At 60.8% G+C, this 24,848-nt stretch carries 22 protein-coding genes; 12 read left to right on the forward strand and 10 right to left on the reverse strand.

From position 1 onward, the window contains the following. Positions 1–36 precede the first annotated feature (36 nt). The 3 genes from AC3ITA_RS06290 to pcaC are packed head-to-tail and all read left to right on the forward strand — an operon-like array spanning position 37 to position 2,608. The gene (locus AC3ITA_RS06290) at positions 37–1,401 is read left to right on the forward strand and encodes a 3-carboxy-cis,cis-muconate cycloisomerase (protein ID WP_489279767.1); all 1,365 of its coding nucleotides are present in this window, start codon (positions 37–39) and stop codon (positions 1,399–1,401) included. Positions 1,402–1,413: 12 nt separating this feature from the next. Then, positions 1,414–2,205 (forward strand): 3-oxoadipate enol-lactonase, encoded by a 792-nt coding sequence (gene pcaD, locus AC3ITA_RS06295; RefSeq protein WP_489279769.1) that lies wholly within the window; start codon positions 1,414–1,416, stop codon positions 2,203–2,205. Between the two features lie 10 nt (positions 2,206–2,215). After that, positions 2,216–2,608 carry a 4-carboxymuconolactone decarboxylase gene (pcaC, locus tag AC3ITA_RS06300; RefSeq protein ID WP_150673117.1) on the forward strand — a complete coding sequence of 131 codons (393 nt, stop codon included), beginning with the start codon at positions 2,216–2,218 and terminating at the stop codon, positions 2,606–2,608. A gap of 121 nt (positions 2,609–2,729) precedes the next feature. Here the strand turns inward: pcaC and AC3ITA_RS06305 are convergent, their stop codons facing one another. Beyond that, the gene (locus tag AC3ITA_RS06305) at positions 2,730–3,989 is read right to left on the reverse strand and encodes an OprD family porin (protein WP_150673116.1); all 1,260 of its coding nucleotides are present in this window, start codon (positions 3,987–3,989) and stop codon (positions 2,730–2,732) included. Between the two features lie 416 nt (positions 3,990–4,405). Here AC3ITA_RS06305 and AC3ITA_RS06310 point away from each other — a divergent pair, with 416 nt between their 5' ends. Then, entirely contained in the window at positions 4,406–4,897 is a 492-nt protein-coding gene (locus AC3ITA_RS06310) for a hypothetical protein (protein WP_150673115.1), read from the forward strand. A 122-nt stretch (positions 4,898–5,019) separates the two neighbouring features. Here the strand turns inward: AC3ITA_RS06310 and emhC are convergent, their stop codons facing one another. The 3 genes from emhC to AC3ITA_RS06325 are packed head-to-tail and all read right to left on the reverse strand — an operon-like array spanning position 5,020 to position 10,802. Then, the gene (gene emhC, locus AC3ITA_RS06315) at positions 5,020–6,480 is read right to left on the reverse strand and encodes an efflux RND transporter outer membrane subunit EmhC (RefSeq protein WP_150673114.1); all 1,461 of its coding nucleotides are present in this window, start codon (positions 6,478–6,480) and stop codon (positions 5,020–5,022) included. Beyond that, complete coding sequence (emhB, locus tag AC3ITA_RS06320) at positions 6,480–9,641, reverse strand: efflux RND transporter permease subunit EmhB (RefSeq protein WP_095945408.1); 3,162 nt, start codon at positions 9,639–9,641, stop codon at positions 6,480–6,482. Before emhB ends, emhC begins: the two co-directional genes overlap by 1 nt. Before the next feature lie 3 nt (positions 9,642–9,644). After that, positions 9,645–10,802, reverse strand: a complete 1,158-nt coding sequence (locus AC3ITA_RS06325) for an efflux RND transporter periplasmic adaptor subunit (RefSeq protein WP_150673112.1) — start codon at positions 10,800–10,802, stop codon at positions 9,645–9,647. Between the two features lie 265 nt (positions 10,803–11,067). On the opposite strand from AC3ITA_RS06325, the gene emhR reads away from it, so the two are divergent. Then, entirely contained in the window at positions 11,068–11,700 is a 633-nt protein-coding gene (gene emhR, locus AC3ITA_RS06330) for an efflux system transcriptional repressor EmhR (RefSeq protein WP_095945410.1), read from the forward strand. A gap of 349 nt (positions 11,701–12,049) precedes the next feature. On the opposite strand, the gene AC3ITA_RS06335 is transcribed toward emhR, so the two are convergent. From AC3ITA_RS06335 to AC3ITA_RS06345, 3 genes are read right to left on the reverse strand one after another with little or no spacing between them, the layout of a single operon-like run. Next, a complete protein-coding gene (locus tag AC3ITA_RS06335) occupies positions 12,050–13,099 on the reverse strand; it encodes an alkene reductase (RefSeq protein WP_489279773.1) in 1,050 nt (349 codons plus the stop codon). Between the two features lie 21 nt (positions 13,100–13,120). After that, positions 13,121–14,290, reverse strand: a complete 1,170-nt coding sequence (locus tag AC3ITA_RS06340; RefSeq protein WP_489279774.1) for an MFS transporter — start codon at positions 14,288–14,290, stop codon at positions 13,121–13,123. A gap of 34 nt (positions 14,291–14,324) precedes the next feature. After that, positions 14,325–14,627, reverse strand: coding sequence for an ArsR/SmtB family transcription factor (locus tag AC3ITA_RS06345; protein ID WP_489279776.1), 303 nt, complete (start codon positions 14,625–14,627; stop codon positions 14,325–14,327). A gap of 170 nt (positions 14,628–14,797) precedes the next feature. Between AC3ITA_RS06345 and AC3ITA_RS06350 the strand changes: the two genes are divergently transcribed. Next, positions 14,798–15,376, forward strand: a complete 579-nt coding sequence (locus tag AC3ITA_RS06350) for an acyl carrier protein phosphodiesterase (protein ID WP_150673109.1) — start codon at positions 14,798–14,800, stop codon at positions 15,374–15,376. 108 nt (positions 15,377–15,484) lie between these two features. On the opposite strand, the gene AC3ITA_RS06355 is transcribed toward AC3ITA_RS06350, so the two are convergent. Both AC3ITA_RS06355 and olsB read right to left on the reverse strand, forming a co-directional pair. Further along, on the reverse strand, positions 15,485–16,276 hold the full coding sequence (locus AC3ITA_RS06355; protein ID WP_150673108.1) for a lysophospholipid acyltransferase family protein: 792 nt from the start codon (positions 16,274–16,276) through the stop codon (positions 15,485–15,487). Then, complete coding sequence (olsB, locus tag AC3ITA_RS06360; RefSeq protein ID WP_150673107.1) at positions 16,276–17,031, reverse strand: L-ornithine N(alpha)-acyltransferase; 756 nt, start codon at positions 17,029–17,031, stop codon at positions 16,276–16,278. Before olsB ends, AC3ITA_RS06355 begins: the two co-directional genes overlap by 1 nt. 155 nt (positions 17,032–17,186) lie before the next feature. Between olsB and AC3ITA_RS06365 the strand changes: the two genes are divergently transcribed. From AC3ITA_RS06365 to AC3ITA_RS06385, 5 genes are all read left to right on the forward strand, one after another. Further along, positions 17,187–18,074 (forward strand): acyl-CoA dehydrogenase family protein, encoded by an 888-nt coding sequence (locus tag AC3ITA_RS06365; protein WP_150673106.1) that lies wholly within the window; start codon positions 17,187–17,189, stop codon positions 18,072–18,074. 155 nt (positions 18,075–18,229) lie between these two features. Further along, positions 18,230–19,324, forward strand: coding sequence for a serine hydrolase domain-containing protein (locus AC3ITA_RS06370; protein ID WP_150673105.1), 1,095 nt, complete (start codon positions 18,230–18,232; stop codon positions 19,322–19,324). After that, complete coding sequence (locus AC3ITA_RS06375) at positions 19,321–19,644, forward strand: amidase (RefSeq protein ID WP_095945417.1); 324 nt, start codon at positions 19,321–19,323, stop codon at positions 19,642–19,644. Before AC3ITA_RS06370 ends, AC3ITA_RS06375 begins: the two co-directional genes overlap by 4 nt. A gap of 129 nt (positions 19,645–19,773) precedes the next feature. Next, entirely contained in the window at positions 19,774–20,364 is a 591-nt protein-coding gene (locus AC3ITA_RS06380) for a YceI family protein (RefSeq protein WP_489279777.1), read from the forward strand. Position 20,365: 1 nt separating this feature from the next. Next, positions 20,366–21,523, forward strand: a complete 1,158-nt coding sequence (locus AC3ITA_RS06385; RefSeq protein ID WP_489279778.1) for a phospholipase D-like domain-containing protein — start codon at positions 20,366–20,368, stop codon at positions 21,521–21,523. Positions 21,524–21,664: 141 nt separating this feature from the next. Here AC3ITA_RS06385 and bglX read toward each other — a convergent pair whose 3' ends face one another. Continuing rightward, on the reverse strand, positions 21,665–23,956 hold the full coding sequence (gene bglX, locus AC3ITA_RS06390; protein WP_489279779.1) for a beta-glucosidase BglX: 2,292 nt from the start codon (positions 23,954–23,956) through the stop codon (positions 21,665–21,667). 263 nt (positions 23,957–24,219) lie between these two features. Between bglX and AC3ITA_RS06395 the strand changes: the two genes are divergently transcribed. Then, a complete protein-coding gene (locus AC3ITA_RS06395; protein WP_095945421.1) occupies positions 24,220–24,825 on the forward strand; it encodes a LemA family protein in 606 nt (201 codons plus the stop codon). Positions 24,826–24,848: the final 23 nt, after the last annotated feature.

Genomic DNA, 24,848 nt, shown 5'->3' on the forward strand with positions numbered 1-24,848 from the left:
GCGGGCCGCAAAGGCCCGCGTCTTCAGGAACTGTTTATGAACCAGCGACCGGGCAATCAATTGTTCGATGCCTATTTCACGGCCCGCGATATGCGTGAGGTGTTCTGCGATCAGGGCCGGGTCCAGGCCATGCTCGATTTTGAAGCGGCACTGGCCCGGGCCGAAGCGCAGGCAGGGTTGATTCCGTCGAGTGTTGTCGCGCCGATTGAAGCGGCTTGCCGCGCCGGACTTTATGACTTTGCAGCGTTGGGCGAGGCGATTGCCACGGCGGGTAATTCGGCCATTCCGTTGGTCAAGGCGCTGGGCAAACAGATCGCGGCCACCGATGCCGAAGCCGAGCGCTATGTGCATCTGGGCGCGACCAGCCAGGACGTGATGGACAGCGGCCTGGTGCTGCAACTACGCCGCGCTCTGGAACTGATCGAAGGCGACCTGGCACAACTGGGACAGACCCTCGCGTCCCAGGCCCGGCGCTACGCGATCACGCCATTGGCCGGACGTACCTGGCTGCAGCATGCGACACCGGTCACCCTCGGCATGAAGATCGCCGGTTGGCTGGGGGCGGTGACCCGCAGTCGCCAACGCTTGGCCGAACTCAAGCCACGCCTGTTGGTGCTGCAATTCGGCGGTGCTTCCGGAACCCTTGCGGCCCTTGGCGAACAGGCCATGCCGATTGCCCAGGCGCTGGCCGGAGAGCTGCAACTGACCTTGCCCGATCAGCCGTGGCACACCCAGCGCGATCGCGTGGTGGAGTTCGGTGCCGTGCTCGGCCTGATCGCCGGCAGTCTCGGCAAACTCGGTCGCGATATCAGCCTGTTGATGCAGACCGAGGCCGCGGAAGTGTTCGAACCCTCGGCGCCGGGCAAGGGCGGTTCCTCGACCATGCCGCACAAACGCAATCCGGTGGGCGCGGCGGTGTTGATCGGCGCGGCGACGCGTGTACCTGGTTTGCTCTCGACGCTGTTCAGCGCCATGCCCCAGGAACACGAGCGCAGTCTCGGTCTATGGCATGCCGAGTGGGAAACCCTGCCGGAGATTTGCTGCCTGGTGTCCGGCAGCCTGCAGCAAGCATTGTTGATCGCCAAAGGGCTGGAGGTGGATGCCGAGCGCATGGCTCGCAACCTCGATTTGACCCAGGGCCTGGTGCTCGCCGAAGCGGTGAGCATCGTTCTCGCGCAACGGGTCGGACGCGATGCCGCGCACCATCTGTTGGAACAATGCTGCAAACGTGCCGTGGCCGAACAGCGTCACCTGCGCGCGGTCCTCGGCGACGAACCGCAAGTGACCGCCGAGCTTTCGGCGGCTGAACTCGATCATCTGCTGGACCCCGCTCACTATCTCGGTCAGGCCAAAACCTGGGTCGAGCGCGCGGTGGCTGAACATTCTGCATTGATTGCCTGAAGGAGACTTGCTGTGGCATTTGTACAACTCGCCGAGGGCGAACTGCATTACCAACTCGATGGGCCGGTCGACGCGCCGGTGCTGGTGCTGTCCAACTCCCTGGGCACGGACCTGCACATGTGGGACGCGCAGATTCCGGCGTTCACCAAGCATTTTCGCGTTCTGCGTTTCGACACCCGTGGTCACGGCCAATCGCTGGTGACGACTGGCCCGTACAGCATCGAGCAACTGGGCCGCGACGTGCTGGCGCTGCTGGATGCGTTGCACATCGAGCGCGCGCATTTCTGCGGATTGTCCATGGGCGGGTTGATCGGCCAGTGGCTGGGCATCAATGCCGGCGATCGCCTGAACAAGCTGATCGTGTGCAACACCGCAGCGAAAATCGGCGATCCGTCGGTGTGGAACCCGCGCATTGAAATGGTGCTGCGCGATGGTCAGGCGGCCATGGTTGCCCTGCGCGATGCGTCGATTGCCCGCTGGTTCACCCCGGATTTCTCCGAAACCAACCCGGCGGCGGCCAAGCAGATTACCGACATGCTCGCGGCCACTTCTCCAGAAGGCTATGCGGCCAACTGCGCGGCGGTGCGTGACGCCGATTTCCGCGATCAGTTGTCTGCGATCAAGGTGCCGTTGCTGGTCATCGCTGGCACCGAAGACGCCGTGACGCCACCGTCCGGCGGGCATTTCATTCAGGAACATGTGCGCGGGGCCGAGTACGCCGAGTTCTACGCCGCGCATTTGTCCAACGTCCAGGCAGGCAATGCGTTCAGCGAGCGCGTGCTGGCGTTTCTGTCGGCTGATTGAGGGTATTCCCGTGGATGAGAAACAACGTTACGACGAGGGGATGGAAGTCCGTCGCGCGGTCCTCGGCGACGCCCACGTCGACCGCAGCCTGACTACCCTGACCGAGTTCAACTCGGAGTTCCAGGAGATGATCACCCGCCACGCCTGGGGTGACATCTGGACCCGCCCGGGCCTGCCGCGCCACACCCGCAGCCTGATCACCATCGCCATGCTGATCGGCATGAACCGCGAGGGCGAACTCAGACTGCACCTGCGCGCCGCCGCCAACAACGGCGTCAGCCGTGGCGAGATCAAGGAAGTGATCATGCAGAGCGCAATCTACTGCGGGATTCCGGCGGCCAATGCGACATTCCATCTGGCGGAGTCGGTGTGGGATGAGTTGGGGGTTGAGTCGCGGGAGTAAGCGGTAACGCCGTACAACCTGTGGGAGCGAGCTTGCTCGCGATGAGGGCGTGTCAGTCAACATATGTGTCGTCTGACAGTCCACCATCGCGAGCAAGCTCGCTCCCACATTTTTTTTGTGATTACAGGAGGCTGATCGGATAGCTGATGATCACCCGGTTCTCATCGAACTCATTGTTGCTGTAGTCGCGGCGCATGGTCGAATTGCGCCATTTCAGGTTCAGGTCTTTCAGCGCACCGCTCTGCACGGTGTAGCCCAGTTCACTTTCGCGCCCCCATTCCTTGCCATCGGTGATGCTGCCGGTGTGCACATTGTCACCGCTGATGTAGCGGTTCATCAGGGTCAGGCCCGGTACACCCAGGGCGGCGAAGTTGTAGTCGTGGCGTACTTGCCAGGATTCCTCCCGGGCATTGTCATAGCTGGAGTTGTAGCTGTCGTTGGCCAGGGTACCGCCGCTGGTGCCGTTGACCCGCATCCAGGCATTGTCACCAGTGAGTTTTTGCAGGCCGACGTAGAAGGTGTTGCCGCCGTATTTGGCCGAGAACAAACCGTACATTGTCTTGTTGTCCAACTCGCCTGCCCGGGCGCTGCCGTCATCCTTGCCGTAGAAGAAACCCAGGTTGGCGCCCAGGGTCCAGTCGCCAAGCGGCTGGCTGTGGATCAGGTTGATGAATTGCTGGCTGTAGATGTCCTTGAGCTCGGCGTTCCACAGACCGATCTGGGTGCGCTTGTCATTGAACACGTACTCGCTGCCCTGAAAGTTGAAACGATCGGAGGTGAATGCGGCTTTGCCGGTCATCGACATGTCGTCCATGCTGCTGTCGTCGCGCGGGCTGTTCTGGCGGAACTGGCCGCCGTAGAGCGTCAGGCCTGCGATTTCCTTCGAGGTGATCTGGCCGCCTCGGAAGGTTTGCGGCAACGAGCGACCATCGTCGGAACGCAGGATTGGCAGCACCGGCATCCATTCGCCGACTTTGACTTCGGTCTGCGACAGCTTGGCCTTGAACGCCACGTTGGTACGGCCAAAATTGTCTGCCGGGCGACCGTCATGATCCAGCGGCAGCAGTTGCGTACCACCGGTGCCTTTGCCGCCGTCGAGCTTCACCGAATACAAACCGAGCACATCCATGCCGAACCCGACGGTGCCCTGGGTGAACCCGGACTTGGCATCGAGGATGAAACTCTGCGTCCATTCTTCAGCCTTGCCCTGGGCCTTGGTCGGGTTGGTGAAGTTGCGGTTGATGTAGAAGTTGCGCAGGTTCAGGTTGACCTTGGCCCCTTCGACAAAACCCGACTCCTCGGCGCTGGCGGGCAGAGCCGCGCTGGCCAGGGCGGCGGCGATCAGGCTGGGAACGAAATACTGCGCGGTGGAAGACGTCATGAGCTCGGGTCTCTCTAATTCTTGGGGATGAAGCGGGGTGATGCCGCAACCCGGGGTTGCAGACGAATATTCGAAATCAGCACAAAACGAAGCGGGTCAGCCGGAGAGGGCAGGGCGCGGAGGCATGGCGTCGAACCTGTTGTTATTGGTTTTGTGGTTCGGATGGTGCGTGAAATGTACTGGATGGTTCAATCGTAAAAAGCGGGATTTGGGCGATTATCGAACAGAACTAAGTGTGTTGGCTCATTGATAATGAAAGAACGAGCAGCAAAATTCTCCAAGCTAGTAAAAAAGTCTATTGATGTCTAGCTGTCAGTTATGACAGTTGTTTGGATGAGTTGTCGAGTGTAGCGTCTTGTTTGAACGAGGAATAACTTGCAGTTCGTTTCATTGATAAATTCGAAGGAGTAATGATCATGAGCAAGGGTGGCGAAAACCAGGTTTCTTTTTCAGATACGAAAAAAGAGGCAATAAAAGTAGTTGAGGGCGCAGAGGGGCATATCACTCTGGAAGTTCATAGGGATGGAGAGGTGCAAAAGCTCGAGACCACGTGGTTCAACTTTTATATTGAGAGTTGGCGCACAGTAATCGAAGCATTTTTCGGTGAGGATACTGGTGTGCGTGTGCCTGCGGTCATGTTGCTCGCTGAAAAGGCATTGAAAGTTGGTACGTATGAAATCAAGAACCCCTTTGATAACCCTCCAGCAGTCGTGGCTATCTACGGTAAAGGGCGGCCTGGAGCTGTTTCAGGTGATGGCTGGGGTAAAGGGAAACTAATCATTTCTGAAGTTTCTTCGGCACCGTCGGGGCAATCTATTAAAGGCTCATTCGAGTTTCTCTACCACGATGCCGAGGGGGTGCTAGTTAAGGTTGTGACTAAAGAGTTTTGGGCAAAAAACAACGGTTAATCGTTTTTAAATATGCGAGAAAAAATCGCTCGTTCGCAGGTGTCTATGAGCGCGTTTAAGTTTTATCTTGTCTGAAAACAAAAAGCCCACCAATCGGTGGGCTTCGTGTTTTCACAACGCTATCAGAACAACTTCATCTTCGGCGCTTCTTCTTTCAACGGCTCGTTCTTCGCCGTCTGTTCGTTCCAGCCACCACCCAGGGCCTTGTACAGGTTGACCTGGCTGACCAGCTGCGCCAGACGGTCGGTGATCAGCACCTGTTGCGCACTGAACAGCTGACGCTGGGCATCGAGGAATGTCAGGTTGCTGTCGACACCGATGCGGTAGCGACGCTCGGCCAGGCGGTAGTAGTCCTGGTTGGCACTGACGAAGTCTTTCTGTGCCTGCAACTGCTGGACGTAGGTCTGGCGCGCGGCCAGGCCGTCGGCGACTTCCTGGAAGGCCGTTTGAATGGACTTCTCGTAGTTCGCCACGCCGATGTCTTTCTGGATTTTCGAGTAATCCAGGCTGGCACGCAGGCTACCGGCGTTGAAGATCGGCAGGTTGATCTGCGGCTGGAACAACCAGGTGCCCGAACCACCCTTGAACAAACCGGACAGGTCCGGGCTCAGGGTGCCGGCATTGGCCGTGAGGCTGATGCTCGGGAAGAACGCAGCCCGCGCCGCGCCGATGTTGGCGTTGGCGGCCTTCAGGTTGTACTCGGCCTGAAGGATGTCCGGACGACGATGCAGCAAATCCGACGGCAGGCCGGGCGGAACGTCGCTGAGCAGGTCGTCGTCAAGCGGTTTGGCCGTTTGCAGGTTGGCCGGGATACCGGTGCCGAGCAGCAGCACCAGGCTGTTCTCGTCCTGGGCGACCTGACGGGTGTACTTGGCCAGTTGCGCACGGGCGTTTTCCACCGAGGTGCGCGACTGCGCCAGGTCCAGGGCCGAGGCGACGCCGACTTCGTTGCTGCGGGCGGTGAGCTTGTAGCTCTCCTCGAAGGCGGCCAGGGTGTCCTGGGTCAGCTTGTACAGTTCCTTGTCGGCCTGCCAGGTCAGGTAGGCATTGGCCACACTGGCCACCAGGCTGATTTGCGTGCTGCGGCGGCCTTCTTCGGTGGCGAAGTACTTCTGCAACGCTTCTTCGTTCAGGCTGCGAACCCGACCGAACAGGTCGAGTTCATACGCACTGACGCCAACAGTGGCCGAGTAGGAACTGGTGATGCCGGCTTCGCCGGTCTGCGAGGCGTCAGCCGGAAGCCGCTGACGGCTGCCGCTGCCGTTGGCCGAGACGGCCGGGAACAGATCGGCACGGGAGATGCGGTACTGAGCCGCAAACGCGTCGATGTTCAGGGCCGCGACACGCAGGTCACGGTTGTTTTCCAGGGCTACCTGGATCAGCTGTTGCAGCGCCGGGTCATGGAAAAACTGCTTCCAGCCCTGCTCGGCAGCCGCTTGCGCCGGAGCCTGGGCCGGTGAATACGCCAGGCCCTGCGGGTACTGGCCCGCCACCGGCGCTTCGGGCTGCTGATAATCAGGTATCAGCGAACAGCCACCGAGCACGAAGGCGGCGACTGCCAGGGAGAGTAGCGACTTGCTCATTAGCCAGCCTCTTTAGGAGTTTCAGTAGCGTCATCCTGGTCGGCGATTTTGCGCTGGCCTATGGACGACACGGTGACGAAGAACAGCGGGACCCAGAAGATCGCCAGCACAGTGGCCGTGATCATACCGCCGATCACGCCGGTACCGATTGCATGCTGGCTACCGGAACCTGCGCCGGTGGATATCGCCAGTGGTACCACACCGAGGACGAAGGCGAGCGAGGTCATGATGATCGGTCGCAGACGCATGCGGCACGCCTCGATCGCCGCATCGCGCAGGCTACGCCCTTGTTCATGCAGTTCCTTGGCAAATTCGACAATCAGAATGGCGTTTTTCGCCGCCAGACCGATAGTCGTCAACAAGCCTACCTGGAAGTACACGTCGTTGGACAAACCACGCAGGCTGGTGGCCATCAGTGCACCAATGATCCCCAACGGTACCACCAACATCACCGCGATCGGAATCGACCAGCTTTCATACAACGCCGCCAGGCACAGGAACACCATCAGCAGCGACAGGGCGTACAGCGCCGGCGCTTGCGAGCCGGACAGACGCTCTTCGTACGACAGGCCGGTCCAGGAAATACCGACGCCCGCCGGCAGTTTCTTGGCGATGGCTTCGACTTCGAGCATGGCTTCACCGGTGGAATAGCCGGGCGCCGGGGCGCCGAGGATTTCCATCGCTTCCACGCCGTTGTAACGGGCCAGTTTCGGCGAACCGTAAATCCACTCGCCCTTGGCGAACGCCGAGAACGGAACCATGGTGCCGACGCTATTGCGCACGTACCACTTCTGCAGGTCTTCAGGGCCCATTCGAGCGCCTGGCTGGCCTTGCACGTACACCTTCTTCACGCGACCACGGTCGATGAAGTCGTTGACGTAGCTACTGCCCAGGGCAATCGACAGGGTGTTGTTGATGTCGGCGATGGTAATGCCCAGGGCACTGGCCTTCTCGTCATCGATTTCCAGCTGGTATTGCGGTTCGTCGTTCAGGCCGTTCGGACGCACCTGAGACAGAATTTTGCTTTGTGCGGCCATGCCGAGGAACTGGTTGCGCGCTTGCATCAGTTTTTCGTGGCCGATACCGGCACGGTCCTGCAGGAACACATCGAAACCGGTGGCGTTACCCAGTTCCAGTACCGCCGGTGGCGCGAAGGCGAACACCATGGCATCGCGGAAGGTGAAGAAGTGTTGCTGGGCACGGGCCGCCACCTTGAACACGTTGTTGTCGGCGTTACGTTCGTCCCACGGGCGCAGCATGATGAACGCCATGCCCGAGCTCTGGCCACGGCCGGCGAAGTTGAAGCCGGTCACGGTAAACACTGAGTTCACCGCATCGCCTTCACCGCCATCCTTGCCAGGGCGAAGCAGGAATTCACGCATTTCGTCCACGACCACCTGGGTGCGTTGCGACGTCGAACCGGCCGGGGTCTGCACCTGGGCGAACAGTACACCCTGGTCTTCTTCCGGCAGGAACGCCGTTGGAATGCGGGTGAACAGCCAGATCATGCCCACCACGATCAGCAGGTACGCCAACAGGTACGGGATCTTGCGCTGCAGAATATTGCCGACACCGCGTTCGTAGCTGCGAACGCCGCGGTCGAAATTGCGGTTGAACCAGCCAAAGAAACCGCGTTTCGGGGTGCCGTGCTCGCCTTTCGGAATCGGCTTGAGCATGGTGGCGCAGAGCGCCGGGGTGAAGATCAGCGCGACCAGTACCGACAGGGCCATGGCCGAGACGATGGTGATCGAGAACTGCTTGTAAATCACACCGGTGGAGCCGCTGAAGAACGCCATGGGCAGCAGAACCGCCGACAGCACCAGGGCAATACCCACCAGTGCGCCCTGGATCTGGCCCATGGATTTCTTGGTGGCTTCCTTGGGTGACAGGCCTTCTTCGCTCATCACCCGTTCGACGTTTTCCACCACGACGATGGCGTCGTCCACCAGCAAGCCGATGGCCAGCACCATGCCGAACATGGTCAGGGTGTTGATGCTGAAACCCGCTGCCGCGAGGATGCCGAACGTACCGAGCAATACCACCGGCACGGTCATCGTGGTGATGATGGTGGCGCGGAAGTTTTGCAGGAACAGGAACATCACCAGGAACACCAGCGCGACCGCTTCGACCAGGGTGTGAACCACGCCCCTGATCGATTCGGTCACCACCGGGGTGGTGTCGTACGGGAACACCACTTCCATCCCTTCAGGGAAGAACGGCTTGAGGCTGTCGATGGTCGTGCGCAGGGCCTTGGCGGTATCCAGAGCGTTGGCACCGGTGGCCAGCTTCACCGCCAGACCGGAAGCCGGCGCGCCGTTGAACTGGGCGTTGATGCTGTAGTTCTCGCCACCCAGACCGACTTCGGCGACATCTTTGAGGCGAACCTGGGAACCGTCCTTGTTGACCTTGAGCAGGATCTTGTCGAATTGCTCGGCGGTCTGCAGGCGGGTCTTGCCGATGATCGTCGCGTTCAGCTGGGTGTCGGGCAGGGCAGGCAGGCCGCCGAGCTGGCCGGATGACACCTGGACGTTTTGCGCGGCGATAGCGGTTTTGACGTCGATCGGGGTCAGGTTGTAGTTGTTCAACTTGGCCGGGTCGAGCCAGATGCGCATGGCGTACTGGGAACCGAACACCTGGAAGTCGCCGACACCGGCGGTCCGCGAGATCGGGTCCTGCATGTTCGACACGATGTAGTTGGACAGGTCGTCCTTGGTCATGCTGCCGTCACGCGACACCACGCCGATCACCAACAGGAAGTTCTTCACCGCCTTGGTCACACGGATACCCTGTTGCTGCACTTCTTGCGGCAGCAGCGGGGTGGCCAGGTTCAGCTTGTTCTGGACCTGAACCTGCGCGGTGTCGGAGTTGGTGCCTTGCTCGAAGGTCGCGGTAATGGTCATGGTGCCGTCGGAGTTACTTTCCGACGAGACATAACGCAGGTTGTCGATACCGTTGAGCTGTTGCTCGATCACCTGAACCACGGTGTCCTGAACCGTTTGTGCCGAAGCACCCGGGTAGGTCACGGAGATGGCGATCGCTGGAGGTGCAATGCTCGGGTACTGGTTGATCGGCAACCTGAGGATCGATAGTGCCCCGACCAACATGATCACCAGGGCAATTACCCAGGCGAAAATCGGACGGTCGATGAAAAATTTCGACATGGTTTACTCCCCTTTGCCGCCAGAGGCTTTATCTGCTGCCTGGGCGGGGGCCGGGTTCCTTGCGGCTACGTTGGTCGCTTCACTGGCCTTGACTTCGACGCCGGGTTTGACGAATTGCAGACCTTCGGTGATCAGGCGATCGCCGGCCTTCAGGCCGTCTTCGATCAGCCATTGATTGCCGACGGTGCGGTTGGCCTTGAGTTGACGCAGTTCGACCTTGTTGTCCGGGCCGACAACCAGTGCGGTTGGCGTCCCCTTGAGGTCGCGGGTCACGCCTTGCTGCGGGGCCAGGATCGCCGCGCTGTTCACACCGGCCAGCAACTTGGCGTGCACGAACATGCCAGGCAGAAGAGTGTGATCAGGGTTCGGGAAAATGGCGCGCAGGGTGACGGAACCGGTGGTCTGGTCAACCGAGATTTCGGAGAACTCCAGCTTGCCGTCCAGCTTGTACTCGCTGCCGTCTTCGAGGGTCAGCTTGACCGAGGCCGCGTTGTCGCCGGCCTTTTGCAGGCGACCGCTTTCCAGCTCACGGCGCAGTTGCAGCAGCTCGACCGAGGACTGCGTCACGTCGACGTAGATCGGGTCGATTTGCTGGATCACCGCCATCGCGTCGACCTGGGCATTGCTCACCAGCGCGCCTTCGGTCACCGAGGAGCGGCCGATGCGGCCGGTCAGCGGGGCATAGACCTTGGTGTAGCGCACGTTGATCTGTGCGGTCTGCAGCGCCGCTTCCGATTGCAGGCGGTTGGCCACGGCGGTGTCGTATTCCTGACGGCTTACGGCCTGCTCGTCGACCAGTTGCTTGTAGCGGTCGGAAATCGACTTGGTCGAACGCAGATTGGCTTCGGCGCTGGCGAGCGTTGCTTCATAGATCGACGGGTCGATCTGATAGAGCTGCTGGCCGGCCTTGACGTCGCTGCCTTCCTTGAACAGGCGCTTGAGAATGATGCCGTTGACCTGCGGGCGGACTTCGGCAATGCGGAACGCGCTGGTGCGGCCGGGCAGATCGGAAGTCAGGGTGAAAGCTTGCGGTTGCAGAGTCACGACGCCGACCTGAGGCGGTGGGGCGGCCGGTGCTGCCTCTTCCTTTTTGCATCCGCTGAGCAGCGATGCCAGGGCGACGGCGGCGACCAGAGCGGTAACAGCTGGCTTGAATTGCATGAAAATCCTCGGGTCAGGCGCGCAAGGTGCGCACTAGAAAGGTGGAAGGTTGAAAAATGTTTGCCGAGTGGATAAGTAGCTTGCTAAGGAATATACTTACGTACATGGCTGTTTGTAAATACCCAGGCTATGTACCCACGCCGTTACACAAGCCTTTGAAAGGTTGGAATTGTAGGCCGGGGACGAACCCCCAGAACGTTCGCCCCACTTTTATTCAGCCGATGTTCAGGCATCGCTGAAGTACCCTGATTGAGGTTGTACTGCCATGGTCCGTCGTACCAAAGAGGAAGCTCAGGAAACCCGCGCGCAAATTCTCGTGGCGGCCGAAAAGGCCTTTTACGAGCGGGGCGTGGCGCGCACGACCCTGGCGGACATCGCGACCCTGGCCGGCGTCACTCGAGGGGCCATCTACTGGCATTTCAGCAACAAGGCGGATCTGGTGCAGGCCATGCTCGACACCTTGCATGAGCCACTGGAAGAAATGGCCAAGGCCAGCGAAAGCGAAGACGAACTCGATCCCCTGGGCTGCATGCGCAAACTGTTGATTCATTTGTTTCATCAAATTGCGCTGGACCCGAAAACCCGACGCATCAATGAGATTCTTTTTCATAAGTGCGAATTCACCGATGAAATGTGCGACCTGCGCCAACAACGGGTGTCCGCCAGCCTTGAATGCAATGTGCGGATCGGCCTGGCCCTGAGTAATGCCGTGAATCGTGGCCAGTTGCCGGAAAACCTCGACACCGCCCGCGCCGCAGTCAGCTTGCATGCTTACATTGATGGCATCCTGTACCAGTGGTTGCTGGCCCCCGACAGTTTTGAATTGCACACCGAAGCCGAGCGTTGGGTCGATACCGGGCTGGATCTGTTGCGCTTCAGCCCCAGCTTGCGCAAGTAAAGCAAAATGCGTAATCGGTGCCTTGTGTGTCAACCGTTGACGCCGAAGATGAACAGTTCTTCACGCGCCCTTCGACAATGGGGTGCTTTTATATACTTACACTCGGCAGGTTGACAGGTAGCAAGCTCAGTAATTTGTAGGGAATTTGTGTCGAGTCCGTGAGAGCCCACCTATTGCCCCTGTAGGAGCGAGCCTGCTCGCGATGGCGGTCTGTCATTCAGCATCATCGTTGAATGTTAATCCGCTATCGCGAGCAGGCTCGCTCCTACAGTGGATTGTGTTAACCGTCCAGATACTAAAAAGCCCCGGCTCTTTCGAGTCGGGGCTTTTGCGTTTCAACGGTTGCTGATTACAGCGATGGGTAGTCGATGTAACCAACCGGGCCCTTGGCGTAGAACAGTTCCGGGCGCGCTTCGTTCAGCGGCGCGTCGGCCTGCAAGCGTGCCGGCAGGTCAGGGTTGGCAATGAAAGGTACGCCGAAGGCGACTGCATCGGCCTGGCCGCTGGCGAGCAACGCGTTGGCGCTGTCCTTGGTGAAACGCTCGTTGGCAATGTAAGGGCCGCCGAAGGCTTCCTTGAGCTGTGGGCCGAGGCTGTCGGCACCCTCTTTCTCCCGCGAGCAGATGAAGGCAATGCCACGCTGGCCCAGTTCGCGAGCGACGTAGGTGAAGGTCTCTGCCAGGTTGTCGTCGCCCATGTCATGCAAGTCGGCGCGTGGCGACAGGTGCACACCCACACGGCCGGCGCCCCAGATTTCGATGGCGGCATCGGTCACTTCCAGCAGCAGGCGGGCACGGTTCTCCAGGGAGCCGCCGTAGTTGTCGGTGCGCTGGTTGGTGCTGCTTTGCAGGAACTGGTCGAGCAGGTAACCGTTGGCGGCATGGATCTCCACACCGTCGAAGCCGGCAGCCTTGGCGTTCTCGGCACCGACGCGGTAAGCGTCGACGATGTCAGCGATTTCAGCGGTTTCCAGGGCGCGCGGCACCGGGAAGTCGGCCAGCGGACGCACCAGGCTGACATGGCCCTTTGGCTGGATGGCGCTCGGGGCGACCGGGGCTTCATCGTTCAGGTACAAACCGTGGGAAATGCGACCCACGTGCCACAGTTGCAGGAAGATCTTGCCGCCCGCGCCGTGGATCGCCTTGGTCACGTTGGACCAGCCACGCACCTGATCGTTGGACCAGATACCTGGGGTGTCCGGGTAGCCGACACCCATCGGCGTCACCGAAGTGGCTTCGCTGAGGATCAGGCCGGCGGAGGCACGTTGCACGTAGTACTCGGCCATCAGCGCGTTGGGCACGCGACCTTCGTCGGCGCGGCAGCGGGTCAGTGGCGCCATGATGATGCGGTTGGCCAACTCGAGGTCGCCCAGTTTGATCGGATCGAAAATAGTCGTCATTTAAAGGCTCTCTTTTGGCGATCAGTTAGAAGTGGCAGGGGCCAGATCGGGATTGCCGCTCTGACAGAAGGTAATCAGGGTCACCAGCAAGGCGAGTACCGCCAGTACGGCTGCCGCGAGGGGCACGCTGGTCAGGCCGAAGCCGTGGGCTATCACGCTGCCGCCGACCCAGGCACCCAAGGCGTTGCCGATGTTGAAAGCGCCGATGTTCAGGGTCGACACCAGGTTCGGTGCGGCCTTGCCGAAGGTCACCACGTTCACTTGCAGCGCCGGTACGGCGGCGAAGCACGCGGTGGCCCAGAGGAACAGGGTGATTTCGGTGGGGATCAGCGCGACGCTGGTCCAGGTCAGCAAGGTGGACACCACGGCCATGGTGATGAACACACCGATCAGCGTCGCGGCCATGCCTTTGTCGGCCAACTTGCCGCCGATAATGTTGCCGACCGTCAGGCCCAGGCCGATGAGCATCAGGGTCCAGGTCACGCCACGGGGCGAGACACCGGTGACTTCGCCCAGCAGCGGCGCAACGTAGGTGAACAGGGTGAACACCGAGGCGGCGAACAGCGCGGTCATGCTCAGGGACAGCCAGATGCCGCCGCCCTTGAGTGCGGCCAGTTCGGCGCGCATGTCGAGTTTTTCTTCATCACGCTTGGCCGGAAGGAAGCGGATCAAACCGATCAATGCGATTACACCGATCACGGTCACGGCCCAGAAGGTCGAACGCCAGCCGGCTTCCTGACCGAGGGCGGTGCCCAGCGGTACGCCGAGGACGTTGGCCAGGGTCAGGCCGGTGAACATCAGGGCCACGGCCGAAGCGCGTTTGTTCGCAGGCACCAGGCCGGCGGCTACCACTGAACCGATACCGAAGAAGGCGCCATGGCACAGGGCGGTAACCACACGGGCGAACATCAGCACGTTGTAGTCGCCGGCGACTGCGCAAAGCAGGTTGCCGACAATGAAGATGCCCATCAACGCCACCAGGGCTGCCTTGCGCGGCAGTTTGGCGGTGGCCAGCGCCATGAACGGCGCGCCGATGGCCACGCCCAGGGCGTAACCGGTCACCAGCCAGCCGGCACCGGGAATCGACACGCCGAGGTCAGCCGCCACGTTGGGCAGCAGGCCCATGATGACGAACTCGGTGGTGCCGATGGCGAAGGCGCTCAGGGCCAGGATGAGTAGCGAGAGGGGCATGTCTAATTCCTTTTTGGCTGACTGACTTTAAGGGTCAGAGCTCTTTGTTAAAGATGCGGAGGAACTCCTGGATGGTTTCCTCATTGCGTTTGAAGAAGTGCCACTGGCCGACTTTGCGGCTGCTGATCAGGCCGGCGCGTTGCAGGGTCGCCAGGTGTGCGGACACCGTGGACTGCGACAGGCCGCAACGTTGATCGATCTGCCCGGCGCAAACGCCGTGCTCGTTACTGTGGGACTGGTCGGGAAATTCGACGGTCGGGTCCTTGAGCCAGTGCAGGATGTCTCGCCGTACTGGGTGTGCCAGGGCTTTTATTATTTCGTCGAGATTGATGGTCATGATGTGGGCTCGTGATGTTTAAAACGCTATATCGCGATGAGGCGAACTTTAAATCGGTATTTCGCGATATACAAATATGATTTGGCTCTGACCAGCTCACATTTCGGTATATCGAGTTATAACGATATGATGAGTGTAACAAGACAAGGGGGCAGTGCTAAGCTGCGCCCATGAACTATCTCGCACATCTTCACCTCGGTGGCCAGCGTCCCGGCCAGTTGCTCGGCAGTCTGTATGGCGATTTCGTCAAGGGACGGCTGCAAGGGCAATTCGCTCCGGAAATCGAGGGGGCTATCCAGTTGCACCGAAGCATCGACGTGTACACCGATCGCCATCCGCTGGTGGACGTCGCACTGTCGCGTTTCTCCCTGACCCGTCGTCGCTACGCGGGGATCGTGCTCGACGTGTTTTTCGACCATTGTCTGGCCCGGGACTGGGCGCTGTATGCCGACCGGCCGTTGGAGCTGTTCACTTCAGACGTGTATCGCGTGCTGTCCAGCGAACGGCAGTTACCGGAGCGGCTGGCGAAGATTGCGCCGCACATGGTGGCCAATGACTGGTTGGGTTCGTATCAGGAGTTCGAAGTGTTGGAGCAGGTATTGCGCGGGATCTCGCGGCGCCTGACCCGGCCGGAAGAGCTGGCGGCGGCGATGCAGGAGTTGCGGCGGTTGTATGAGCCGTTGAGCGAAGACTTTCGGTTGTTCTATCCGCAACTGCAGGATTTTGCCCGGAACTATCCAACACCCTGAAACCACTGTAGGAGCGAGCCTGCTCGCGATTGCGATCTGTCATTCAGCATCATCGTTGAATGTTAATCCGCTATCGCGAGCAGGCTCGCTCCTACAGGAGGCATGTGTTTACGCTGCAATGGCAGGGCGCATCGGGGCTCGTTGCGGTTCGACAATTTCGCCGAATAACACCTTCTGCACCGCCTGTTGCGCCTCGAACGCCAGGGCCGCGCGTTCCCGGCCTTCGCAAGCGATTGGCTTGAGCAGATGAATCTCGACACCGCCACGGTCATTGGCAAACAACCGCATCAGATGCGACAGCAAATCATCGTCGCCAATAAATGGAGCCAGCGCGCAAGGCTCGCCGTTACGCACATAACGAATCGCCACCGGCTGCATGGCCACTTCGGAGTCGATGGCGGCGGACAGCAGGCGGCCGTGGAAAGTACGCAGCGAACGGCCATCGGTAGTGGTGCCTTCCGGGAACATCAGCAGGGGGTGTGCCTGTTCCAGATGACGGGTCATCTGCTTGCGGATCAACTGGCTGTCACCCGAGCCACGGCGGATAAACAGGCTGCCGGCCTTGGTCGCCAACCAGCCGGCCACCGGCCAGGTGCGCACTTCGGCCTTGGACAGGAACGACAGCGGCGTGAGCATCCCCAGCAGCGGGATGTCGGTCCAGGATACGTGGTTGCTGACCCAGAGCATCGGTGTCTTCGGCAGCTCGCCGTGCACGGTCACGTCAAAGGGCAGGGCGTTGCTCAGGCGGGCCATGAAAAACCGCGACCAGCGCTGACGACGCGCCATCGAATGGGCCATGCCCAGGCGCTCGAACACCCCGAACACGCTGGCCATGCCCAGGCCCAGCGTCACCACCAACAGCACTCGCGCGATTCGCGCGTACACCCGCAACCGGCTCATTACACAGCCGCCTTGAAGTGTTTGGCGTAACGCGGGCAGAGCTCGTCGCGCTTGAGCAGGATGAACACGTCGGCGACCTGGAAGTCTTCGTCCCAGCATGGCTCGCCGCAGATCTTCGCACCCAGGCGCATGTAGGCCTTGAGCAGCGGCGGCATTTCGGCGATCACGTTCGAAGGGATATCCAGGGTCGGCAGCGGCTTTTTCGGCTCGGCCCGCAGGTGTTCGGTGCACAGGTAACGTTCACGCAGGCGCTGCATGATGGCGTGGGCCTGGATGCCGCCGTCCTGCATCGGAATGCTCGCGCAACCCATCAAGTAGCTGTAGCCGCCCTGGTTCAGCACTTCGGCCAGTTCGCCCCACAGCACGGCGATGGTGCCGCCGTTGCGGTAGGCCGGGTCGACACAGGTGCGACCGATTTCCAGGATCGGGCCTTGCAGGTGCACCAGACCGTGCAGGCTGAATTCTTCTTCGCTGTAGAACTTGCCCAGGCTACTGGCGGCGGTGTGGTCGAGCAAACGAGTGGTCGCCACTAGACGGCCGGTGTTCAGGTCACGCACGCCGATGTGGGCGCAGTGAACATCATAGTCATCCATGTCCAGACCCAGTTCCGCGCCTTTCAGCTTGGCGTTGAATTCGCCGCTGAACACGTTGAAACGCAAGGCCTGAGCTTCCTGCAAAGCCTCGGCGCCCATCAGGCGTTCGGCTTGCAGGCGGCGTTCGTTGCCGGTGTCGCTGATGCGGGCGATCTGAGTCATGGCGAATCTCCGTGCGGGCTGCTCACCCGTCTTTGGGCTACAGCGAATCGACTTTCTTTGTCTAGCCGTGTTGTGCAAAGTCAGGCTATGTAGCCCCGGTGTCATCGCCATTAAGCTTTGGTGATGCTTATATGACAGCCCTCGAGGAGCCTCTTATGCCCTGGCAAACCCTGTTGAACCACCGTGATCGCTTGCCCGCCAACCCGGACCTGGCCGAAGGTTTCGCGACCTTGTTGCAACAGCTGGGAACGGTCACACCATTTGAGTTGGCGGTGCTTGGCGGGCGGTTGATGGCGACGCCGGGGCTGGCGTTTCTGGTGGGGTATCAAGCGGCCTTGCGCATGCTCTGGCCGAGCGCGCCCTTGAGTCTTGGCGCGCTGTGCGCCACCGAACAGCGCAGCCTGCGCCCGGCCGACATGCAAACCCGACTGAGCGATTTGCGCCTGAGTGGACGCAAGGATTTCGTCACGGCCGGCGATGCCGCCGACTGGCTGCTGGTGGCGGCGCGCAGCGAGGAGCCCGGCACCGACCCACGCTTGAGCCTTGCGGTGATCTATCGCGATGAACCGGGTGTGCGGGTTGAAAAACTGGCGTCGATCCCGTTGATGCCGGACATCAGCCATGGTCGTTTGTTTCTGGATAACGCACTGTGCGAGTTGCTCGCGGGGGATGGTTGGGACGCGTACGTCAAACCGTTCCGCACGCTGGAAGACATCTATGTGCTGAGTGCGATGACGGCGTGGTTGTATGGCGTCGGCCAGGAATGCGCTTGGCCGCAAGGCCTGCAACTGCGGTTGCTGGGGTTGCTGGCCGGGTGCGCGGAAACCAGCCGCCAGCCACCGAGCCATCCGACCGGGCATGTGTTGCTTGGCGGGTTGTTTGCGCAGTTCGAAGGGCTCAAGGCTGAGGTGAACGAGTCGCTGGCTGGAGGGCCGCCGGAGTGGGCGGCGATGTGGCAGCGGGACCAGGCCGTGATGGATTTGGCGGCGGGGGCTCGGGGGAAGCGGTTGGCCAAGGCTTTGGCGGAATCTTCATTGAACTGACTGGCCTCATCGCGAGCAGGCTCGCTCCTACATTTGGAACGCATTCCCCTGTAGGAGTGAGCCTGCTCGCGATAGCAATCTTTCAGGCAATACAAATTTCAGAACTGTCATCAACCTCGACTAGGCTCAGCAGGTTCAACCTCCGAGCCCCCGCCATGTCCAAAGGCTTGTCCCTGACTTTCCTGCTGTTGCTCAGCCTCACGGCCCAGGCCGAAAACTGGCCCGCCGAGCAATGGCCGACCGCCCCGACGCCGACCGGACCGGCGCTTCAAGCCCTGGAGGCTTACGCCTTTCCATCCCGCGATGACAGCACTCGCCAGGGCATCCGCACCGATGCTTTGTTGGTAATCCGCGACGGCCAGTTGATCTACGAACGCTACGTCGGCCCGACGACGGCCGAGACGCCGCACCTGACCTGGTCGATCAGCAAGAGCCTGATGGCGACGGTCCTCGGTGTGGCCTACGGTGAAGGCTTGTTCAAGCTTGGCGACCCTGTCGCGAAGTTTTATCCGCCCCTGCAAAAACACCCCGACATGACCATGGCCGACCTGCTGCACTGGGCCTCGGGTCTGGATTGGCAGGAAGACTACGAATACGCACCGCTGAAGTCTTCGGTGGTGGCCATGCTCTACACCCGCGGTCACCACGACATGGCCGCGTTCACCGCAGCCCATGATTCATACGCGATGCCGGGCCAGGCATTTCGCTACTCCAGCGGTGACAGCAACCTGTTGTCGGCCGCATTGAAAACCATCGTCGGTCCCAGCCGCTATCCGGACTATCCGTGGATTGCGCTGTTCGAGCCGCTGGGCATTCGCCATGCCGTGTGGGAAACCGATGCCACCGGCACTTTCGTCGCGTCGTCCTATGCCTACCTCACGGCACGGGATCTGGCCCGGATCGGTCTGTTGATGGCCCGCGAGGGGCGCTGGGGCGACAGGCAACTGCTGCCCAAGGACTGGGTGGCGTTCAACCGCGAGCCGTTCGTTCACTATCACACGCACCAGGACGATGCCGTCCCCGGCGGCCAGTGGTGGCTCAATCGGGCCGTTGAGGGCGCGGCACGACCCTGGCCCGATGCTCCCGCCGACACCTTCGCCGCACTGGGGCATTGGGGGCAGGCGATGTATGTGATCCCCAGTGAACAGCTGGTGATCGTGCGCTACGGCGATGACCGCGACGGTACTTACCGGCACAACCAACTGCTCCAGCTCGCACTCAAGGCCTTTGCCGGAAAGGTGCAGCCATGAGCGGTTTCATTCGCCGTCGACCGGTCAGCTCCCTGTTGCTGATCCCGCTGATCGCCTTGCTTGGCTGGATCTGGCACGAGCGGGTGGCGCTGTGGGCGTTCCCCGACATCATCAGCGCCTACACCGCCAAGGAATACTGTTCGTGCCGCTACGTGATGAACAATGACCTCGAGTACTGCCACGGTTATGTGAAACAGTGGCTGCCCGCCAGCGCCTTTGTCGATGATCCGGCCGGTAAGCGTGTCACGGTCAGCGGCATGGGTCGCAGCAACAGTGCGGTGTGGATCGGCGAACGCCAGGGCTGTCGCTTGCAGCCCTGACTGCGATGAAATTGTGAGGCCGGGCGAGGGCTCCCTCGCCACAAAGGCAGGTTTGGAGTAATAGACGGCTTGCAATGCGCTGAAGGCCAGTTAAGGTTCAGCACAGGTTTATCTGCCCTACGAGTCTCTATGTTCAAGCGCTCCACATTCCAGACCATCACTTTCCTGCTGCTGGCCAGCGCCGCATTGTCGGCCCGCGCCGACTGGTACCTCGACGGCGAGTCTTCGCGCCTGTCGTTTGTCAGCACCAAGAATGCCAATGTTTCCGAAGTGCAGCGCTTCCTGGTGCTGCACGGCAAGGTCGACCCAGAGGGGCTGGCGCAGGTGGAAGTCGAGCTGGAATCGATCAACAGCGGCGTACCCCTGCGCGATGAACGCATGCGTAAGGAGCTGTTCCAGATCGACCGGTTTCCCGACGCCTTGATCACCACGAAAATCGATCTGCGCCCGATCAATGATCTCGCTCCCGGCGCACAGCTGGAATTGCGCCTGCCACTGACCGTCGACCTGCATGGCAAGCAACACGAATACAACGCACAGCTACTGGCGACCCGTCTCGATGACCAGCGCTTTCAGGTGGTGACCCTCGAACCGCTGGTAATCAATGCCGAAGATTTCAATTTGGCTCCCGGGCTGGAAGCGTTGTGCAAAATGGCCGGTCTGTCGGCGATCAGTCTTTCAGTGCCGGTGAGTGCGGTGCTGATTTTCACGGCGCGCTGACATGGCCGGAGCGATTTTTCCCTGGCGTGAAGGCAACCACTTCGAACTGCTGATCGATGGTCCGCAGTTTTTCCCGCGCATGCTGGTGGCGATTGCCCGGGCTGAAGAACAGGTCGAACTGGAGCTGTATCTGGTGGAGGCGGGCGCCTGCGCCGAAGCCATGGTCCAGGCCTTGGTGCAGGCCGCCGAGCGCGGTGTGCGGGTGCGTTGTCTGTTCGATGATTACGGCAGCCTCGCTTTCACCCTGACCTTGCGCCAGCGGCTGATGTCTGCCGGTGTGGAGCTGCGTTTTTACAATCGCCTGAGCTGGCGACGCTGGGTCGGCAACTTCTACCGCGATCACCGCAAGCTGTTACTGGTGGACCAGAGCCTGGCCGTGGTCGGCGGCACCGGTGTCACTGATGAGTTCTGGACACCGGGCGAAGACGTCAGCGAATGGCATGAAGTGATGGTGGAAATCACCGGTCCGCTGGTGCTCGACTGGCAACTGCTGTTCGATCGTCAGTGGATTGCCAACCGCCATCGACGTGCCTGGCGACCGGCCTCGCATTTCGGTCTGCCGCGCCTGCCACGGGTGCCGTCGATAGGCGAGGGTATGGGCCGGGTGGCCTATGCCGATGCCCGTCAACACCGGGACATTCTGCAGTCGCTGGTGCGCGCCCTGAACAGCGGTCAGCGACGGATCTGGCTGGCCACGCCGTACTTTTTGCCGACCTGGAAAGTCCGCCGCTCCCTGCGCCGGGCAGCTGCCCGGGGCGTTGATGTGCGGTTGCTGCTGACCGGGCCCCGAACCGATCACCCATCCGTGCGCTATGCCGGCCATCGCTACTACCCGCGACTGCTCAGGGCCGGCGTGACGATTTACGAATACCAGCCGTGTTTCCTGCACTTGAAAATGGTCCTGATCGATGACTGGGTGAGCATCGGCTCGTGCAATTTCGATCACTGGAACCTGCGCTTCAATCTGGAAGCCAACCTGGAAGCGCTGGACCCCGGATTGACCCGAGCGGTAGCCGCGAGTTTCGAACGGGACTTCGGGTTGAGTGAGCAAGTCAGTCTGGAAGAGTGGAAGCGTCGGCCACTGTGGCGGCGGATCAAGCAGCGAGTGTGGGGATGGGTGGATCGGGTGGTGGTGAATCTGCTGGATCGACGGGGTTGAACGGGATTTTTCAAACACCCTGAAACCACTGTAGGAGCGAGCCTGCTCGCGATGAGGCCATAACATTCAACATCATTGTTGACTGTCAGGCCGCCATCGCGAGCAGGCTCGCTCCTACAAGTTTTTGCGTTGTTTCAGGTATTACAGCAACTCAAAACTCTGCTGCGTCACGTCCTCTGAATCCAGGCCGATCTGTACGTTGAACTTGCCCGGTTCCGCCGCGTACTTGAGCTGGGTGTTGTAGAACTTCAGGTCGTCCTCGGTGATGGTGAAGTGCACGACTTTCTGTTCGCCGGCCTTGATCATTACTTTCTGGAAGTTCTTCAGTTCCTTGATCGGGCGGATCATCGAGCCTGCCACGTCCTGGATGTACAACTGCACCACGGTTTCGCCGTCGCGCTTGCCGGTGTTTTTCACCGTGACGCTGGCGTCGAGCTTGCCGGTCTTGTTCAGTGTGGTCGACGACAGGGCCATGTCGCTCAGGCTGAACTCGGTGTAGCTCAGGCCGTAACCGAACGGATACAGGGGACCGGTGGTGTCATCGAAGTACTGCGAGGTGTAGTTGCCCGGCTTGCCCGGAGTGAACGGCCGGCCAATGGTCAGGTGGTTGTAGTAGGTCGGAATCTGGCCGACCGAACGCGGGATGCTGATCGGCAGTTTGCCCGAAGGGTTGTAGTCGCCGAAGAGTACATCGGCGATGGCGTTGCCGCCCTCGGTGCCGGTGAACCAGGTTTCCAGGATCGCGTCGGCCTGTTCTTTCTCTTCGAGGATCGTCAGCGGACGGCCGTTCATCAACACCAGTACCAGCGGTTTGCCGGTGGCTTTCAAGGCTCGGATCAGCTCGCGCTGGTTTTCCGGGATGTTCAGGTCGGTGCGGCTCGACGATTCGTGGGACATGCCACGGGATTCACCGACGGCGGCAACGACCACATCGGCATCCTTGGCCGCTTTCACCGCTTCGTCGATCAGCACCTTCGCCGGGCGCGGGTCATCCACCACTTCCGGGGCGTCGAAGTTGAGGAAGTTCAGGTAGCCGAGGATTTTCGGGTCGCTGGTGATGTTGGCGCCACGGGCGTAGATCAGTGTCGATTTGCCGCCCAGCGCGTTGGTCATGCCGTCGAACAGGGTCACCGACTGGGCTGGCTTACCGGCGGCAGCCCAACTGCCCATCATGTCGATGGGCGCCTTGGCCAGCGGACCGACCAGGGCGATTTTCGCGGTTTTCTTCAGTGGCAGGGTTTCGTTGCGGTTTTTCAGCAGCACCTGGCTGCGGCGTGCCACATCACGGGCCTCGGCGCGATGCAGGCGACTGTCGGCGTAGGTGTCGACCGGATCATCCTCGGCCTTGCCGATGCGCAGGTACGGGTCCTTGAACAGGCCCATGTCGTACTTGGCGCCGAGCACCGCACGCACGGCATTGTCGATGTCGCTCTGCTGGATATCGCCGGACTTCAGCAGCCTTGGCAGCTCTTTGCCGTACAGGGTGTCGTTCATGCTCATGTGGATACCGGCCTTGATCGCCAGCTTCGCCGCTTCGCGACCGTCGGCGGCAACGCCGTGCTTGATCAGCTCGAAAATCGCTCCGTGGTCGCTGACCGCCAGGCCCTTGAAGCCCCACTCCTTGCGCAGCAGGTCATTCATCAGCCAGGTGTTGGCAGTGGCGGGCACGCCGTTGATCGAGTTCAGCGCAACCATCACGCCGCCCGCGCCGGCCTCAATCGCCGCGTGGTAGGGCGGCAGGTAGTCCTGGTACATCTTGACCGGGCTCATGTCGACCACGTTGTAGTCGCGGCCACCCTCGACCGCGCCGTACAGGGCGAAGTGCTTGACGCTGGCCATGATGCTGTCGGCCGCGTTCGCGCCTGTGCCCTGGAACGCCTTGACCATCACGCCGGCAATGCGCGACACCAGGTAGGTGTCTTCGCCGAAGCCTTCGGAGGTACGGCCCCAGCGCGGATCGCGGGAGATGTCGACCATCGGCGCGAAGGTGATGTCGAGGCTGTCAGCCGCGGCTTCCTTGGCGGCAATGCGCCCGGACAGGCCGATGGCGTCCATGTCCCAGCTCGAGGCCAGGGCCAGCGGGATCGGGAAAATGGTGCGGTGGCCGTGGATCACGTCGTAGGCGAAGAACATCGGGATCTTCAGGCGGCTGCGCATGGCCGCGTCCTGCATCGGGCGGTTTTCCGGGCGGGTGATCGAGTTGAACGTACCGCCGATGTTGCCGGCCGCGATCTCCTTGCGGATCATTTCGCGCGGCATTTCCGGGCCGATGCTGATCAGGCGCAGCTGGCCGATTTTTTCATCGAGGGTCATTTGCTTCATCAGGTTGCTGACGAAGGCTTCCTTGTTCTCCAGGGGTGCGGGCGTCGTGGCGGCCAATACGTTATGACTGGCCAGGCTGACGAACAGGCCCAGCAAACACAGCTTCTTCATGAATAGTTTTCTCAAGGGCCCAAACGGCGATGTACACGCCGGCCAGCCAAAATTTAGGGAGCGTCTATTGTTGTTCGGGTGCCGGCTCAAAAGACCAGAGCCAAAAAACCACAGCCAGATGGCGGATGCGTTTTCGCGCAGGGCCTCTTTTTAGCCCATCGGCCCGCTGCAATCCAGAGGCGCGGGCGATTATGCCCCAAGAGCCGGCCCAGAAGGTTTCGCGGTCGGTTTTTTCATGAAATGTACAAGGGAGCATCATCCTGATGAATGTAAGTCCAACCTACCGTTCGCGTTTGCAGGTCGTCACGCTGCTGATGCTGGCCTCGTTGCTGACCGCCTGCGGCATCAACAACATCCCCACCCTCGACGAGCAGGCCAAGGCCGCCTGGGGCCAGGTGCAGAACCAGTATCAGCGGCGCGCCGACCTGATTCCCAACCTGGTGGAAACCGTCAAGGGCTATGCGGCCCACGAGCAGGAAACCCTGACCGCCGTCATCGAGGCCCGGGCCAAGGCTACGTCGATCCAGGTGGATGCCTCGACCCTCGACAACCCGGAAAAGCTCAAGCAGTACCAACAGGCCCAGGACCAGCTCAGCGGCGCATTGAGCCGTTTGATGGTGGTTTCCGAGCGTTACCCGGATCTCAAGGCCAACCAGAATTTCCTCGCCTTGCAATCGCAGCTTGAAGGCACTGAGAACCGCATCAGCGTGGCCCGGCGCGATTTCATCCTCGCGGTGCAGAAATACAACACCGAGATCCGCACGTTCCCCGGTCGCCTGTGGCACACCGTGATGTACAGCGACCTGCCGATGCGCGAGACCTTCGAAGCCACGCCGGGTTCGGAAAAGGCCCCCGAGGTCAAGTTCTGAACAGCGGTAATCGGCGTCGCCAC

The sequence above is a fragment of the Pseudomonas sp. GL_090 genome (assembly GCF_057837765.1).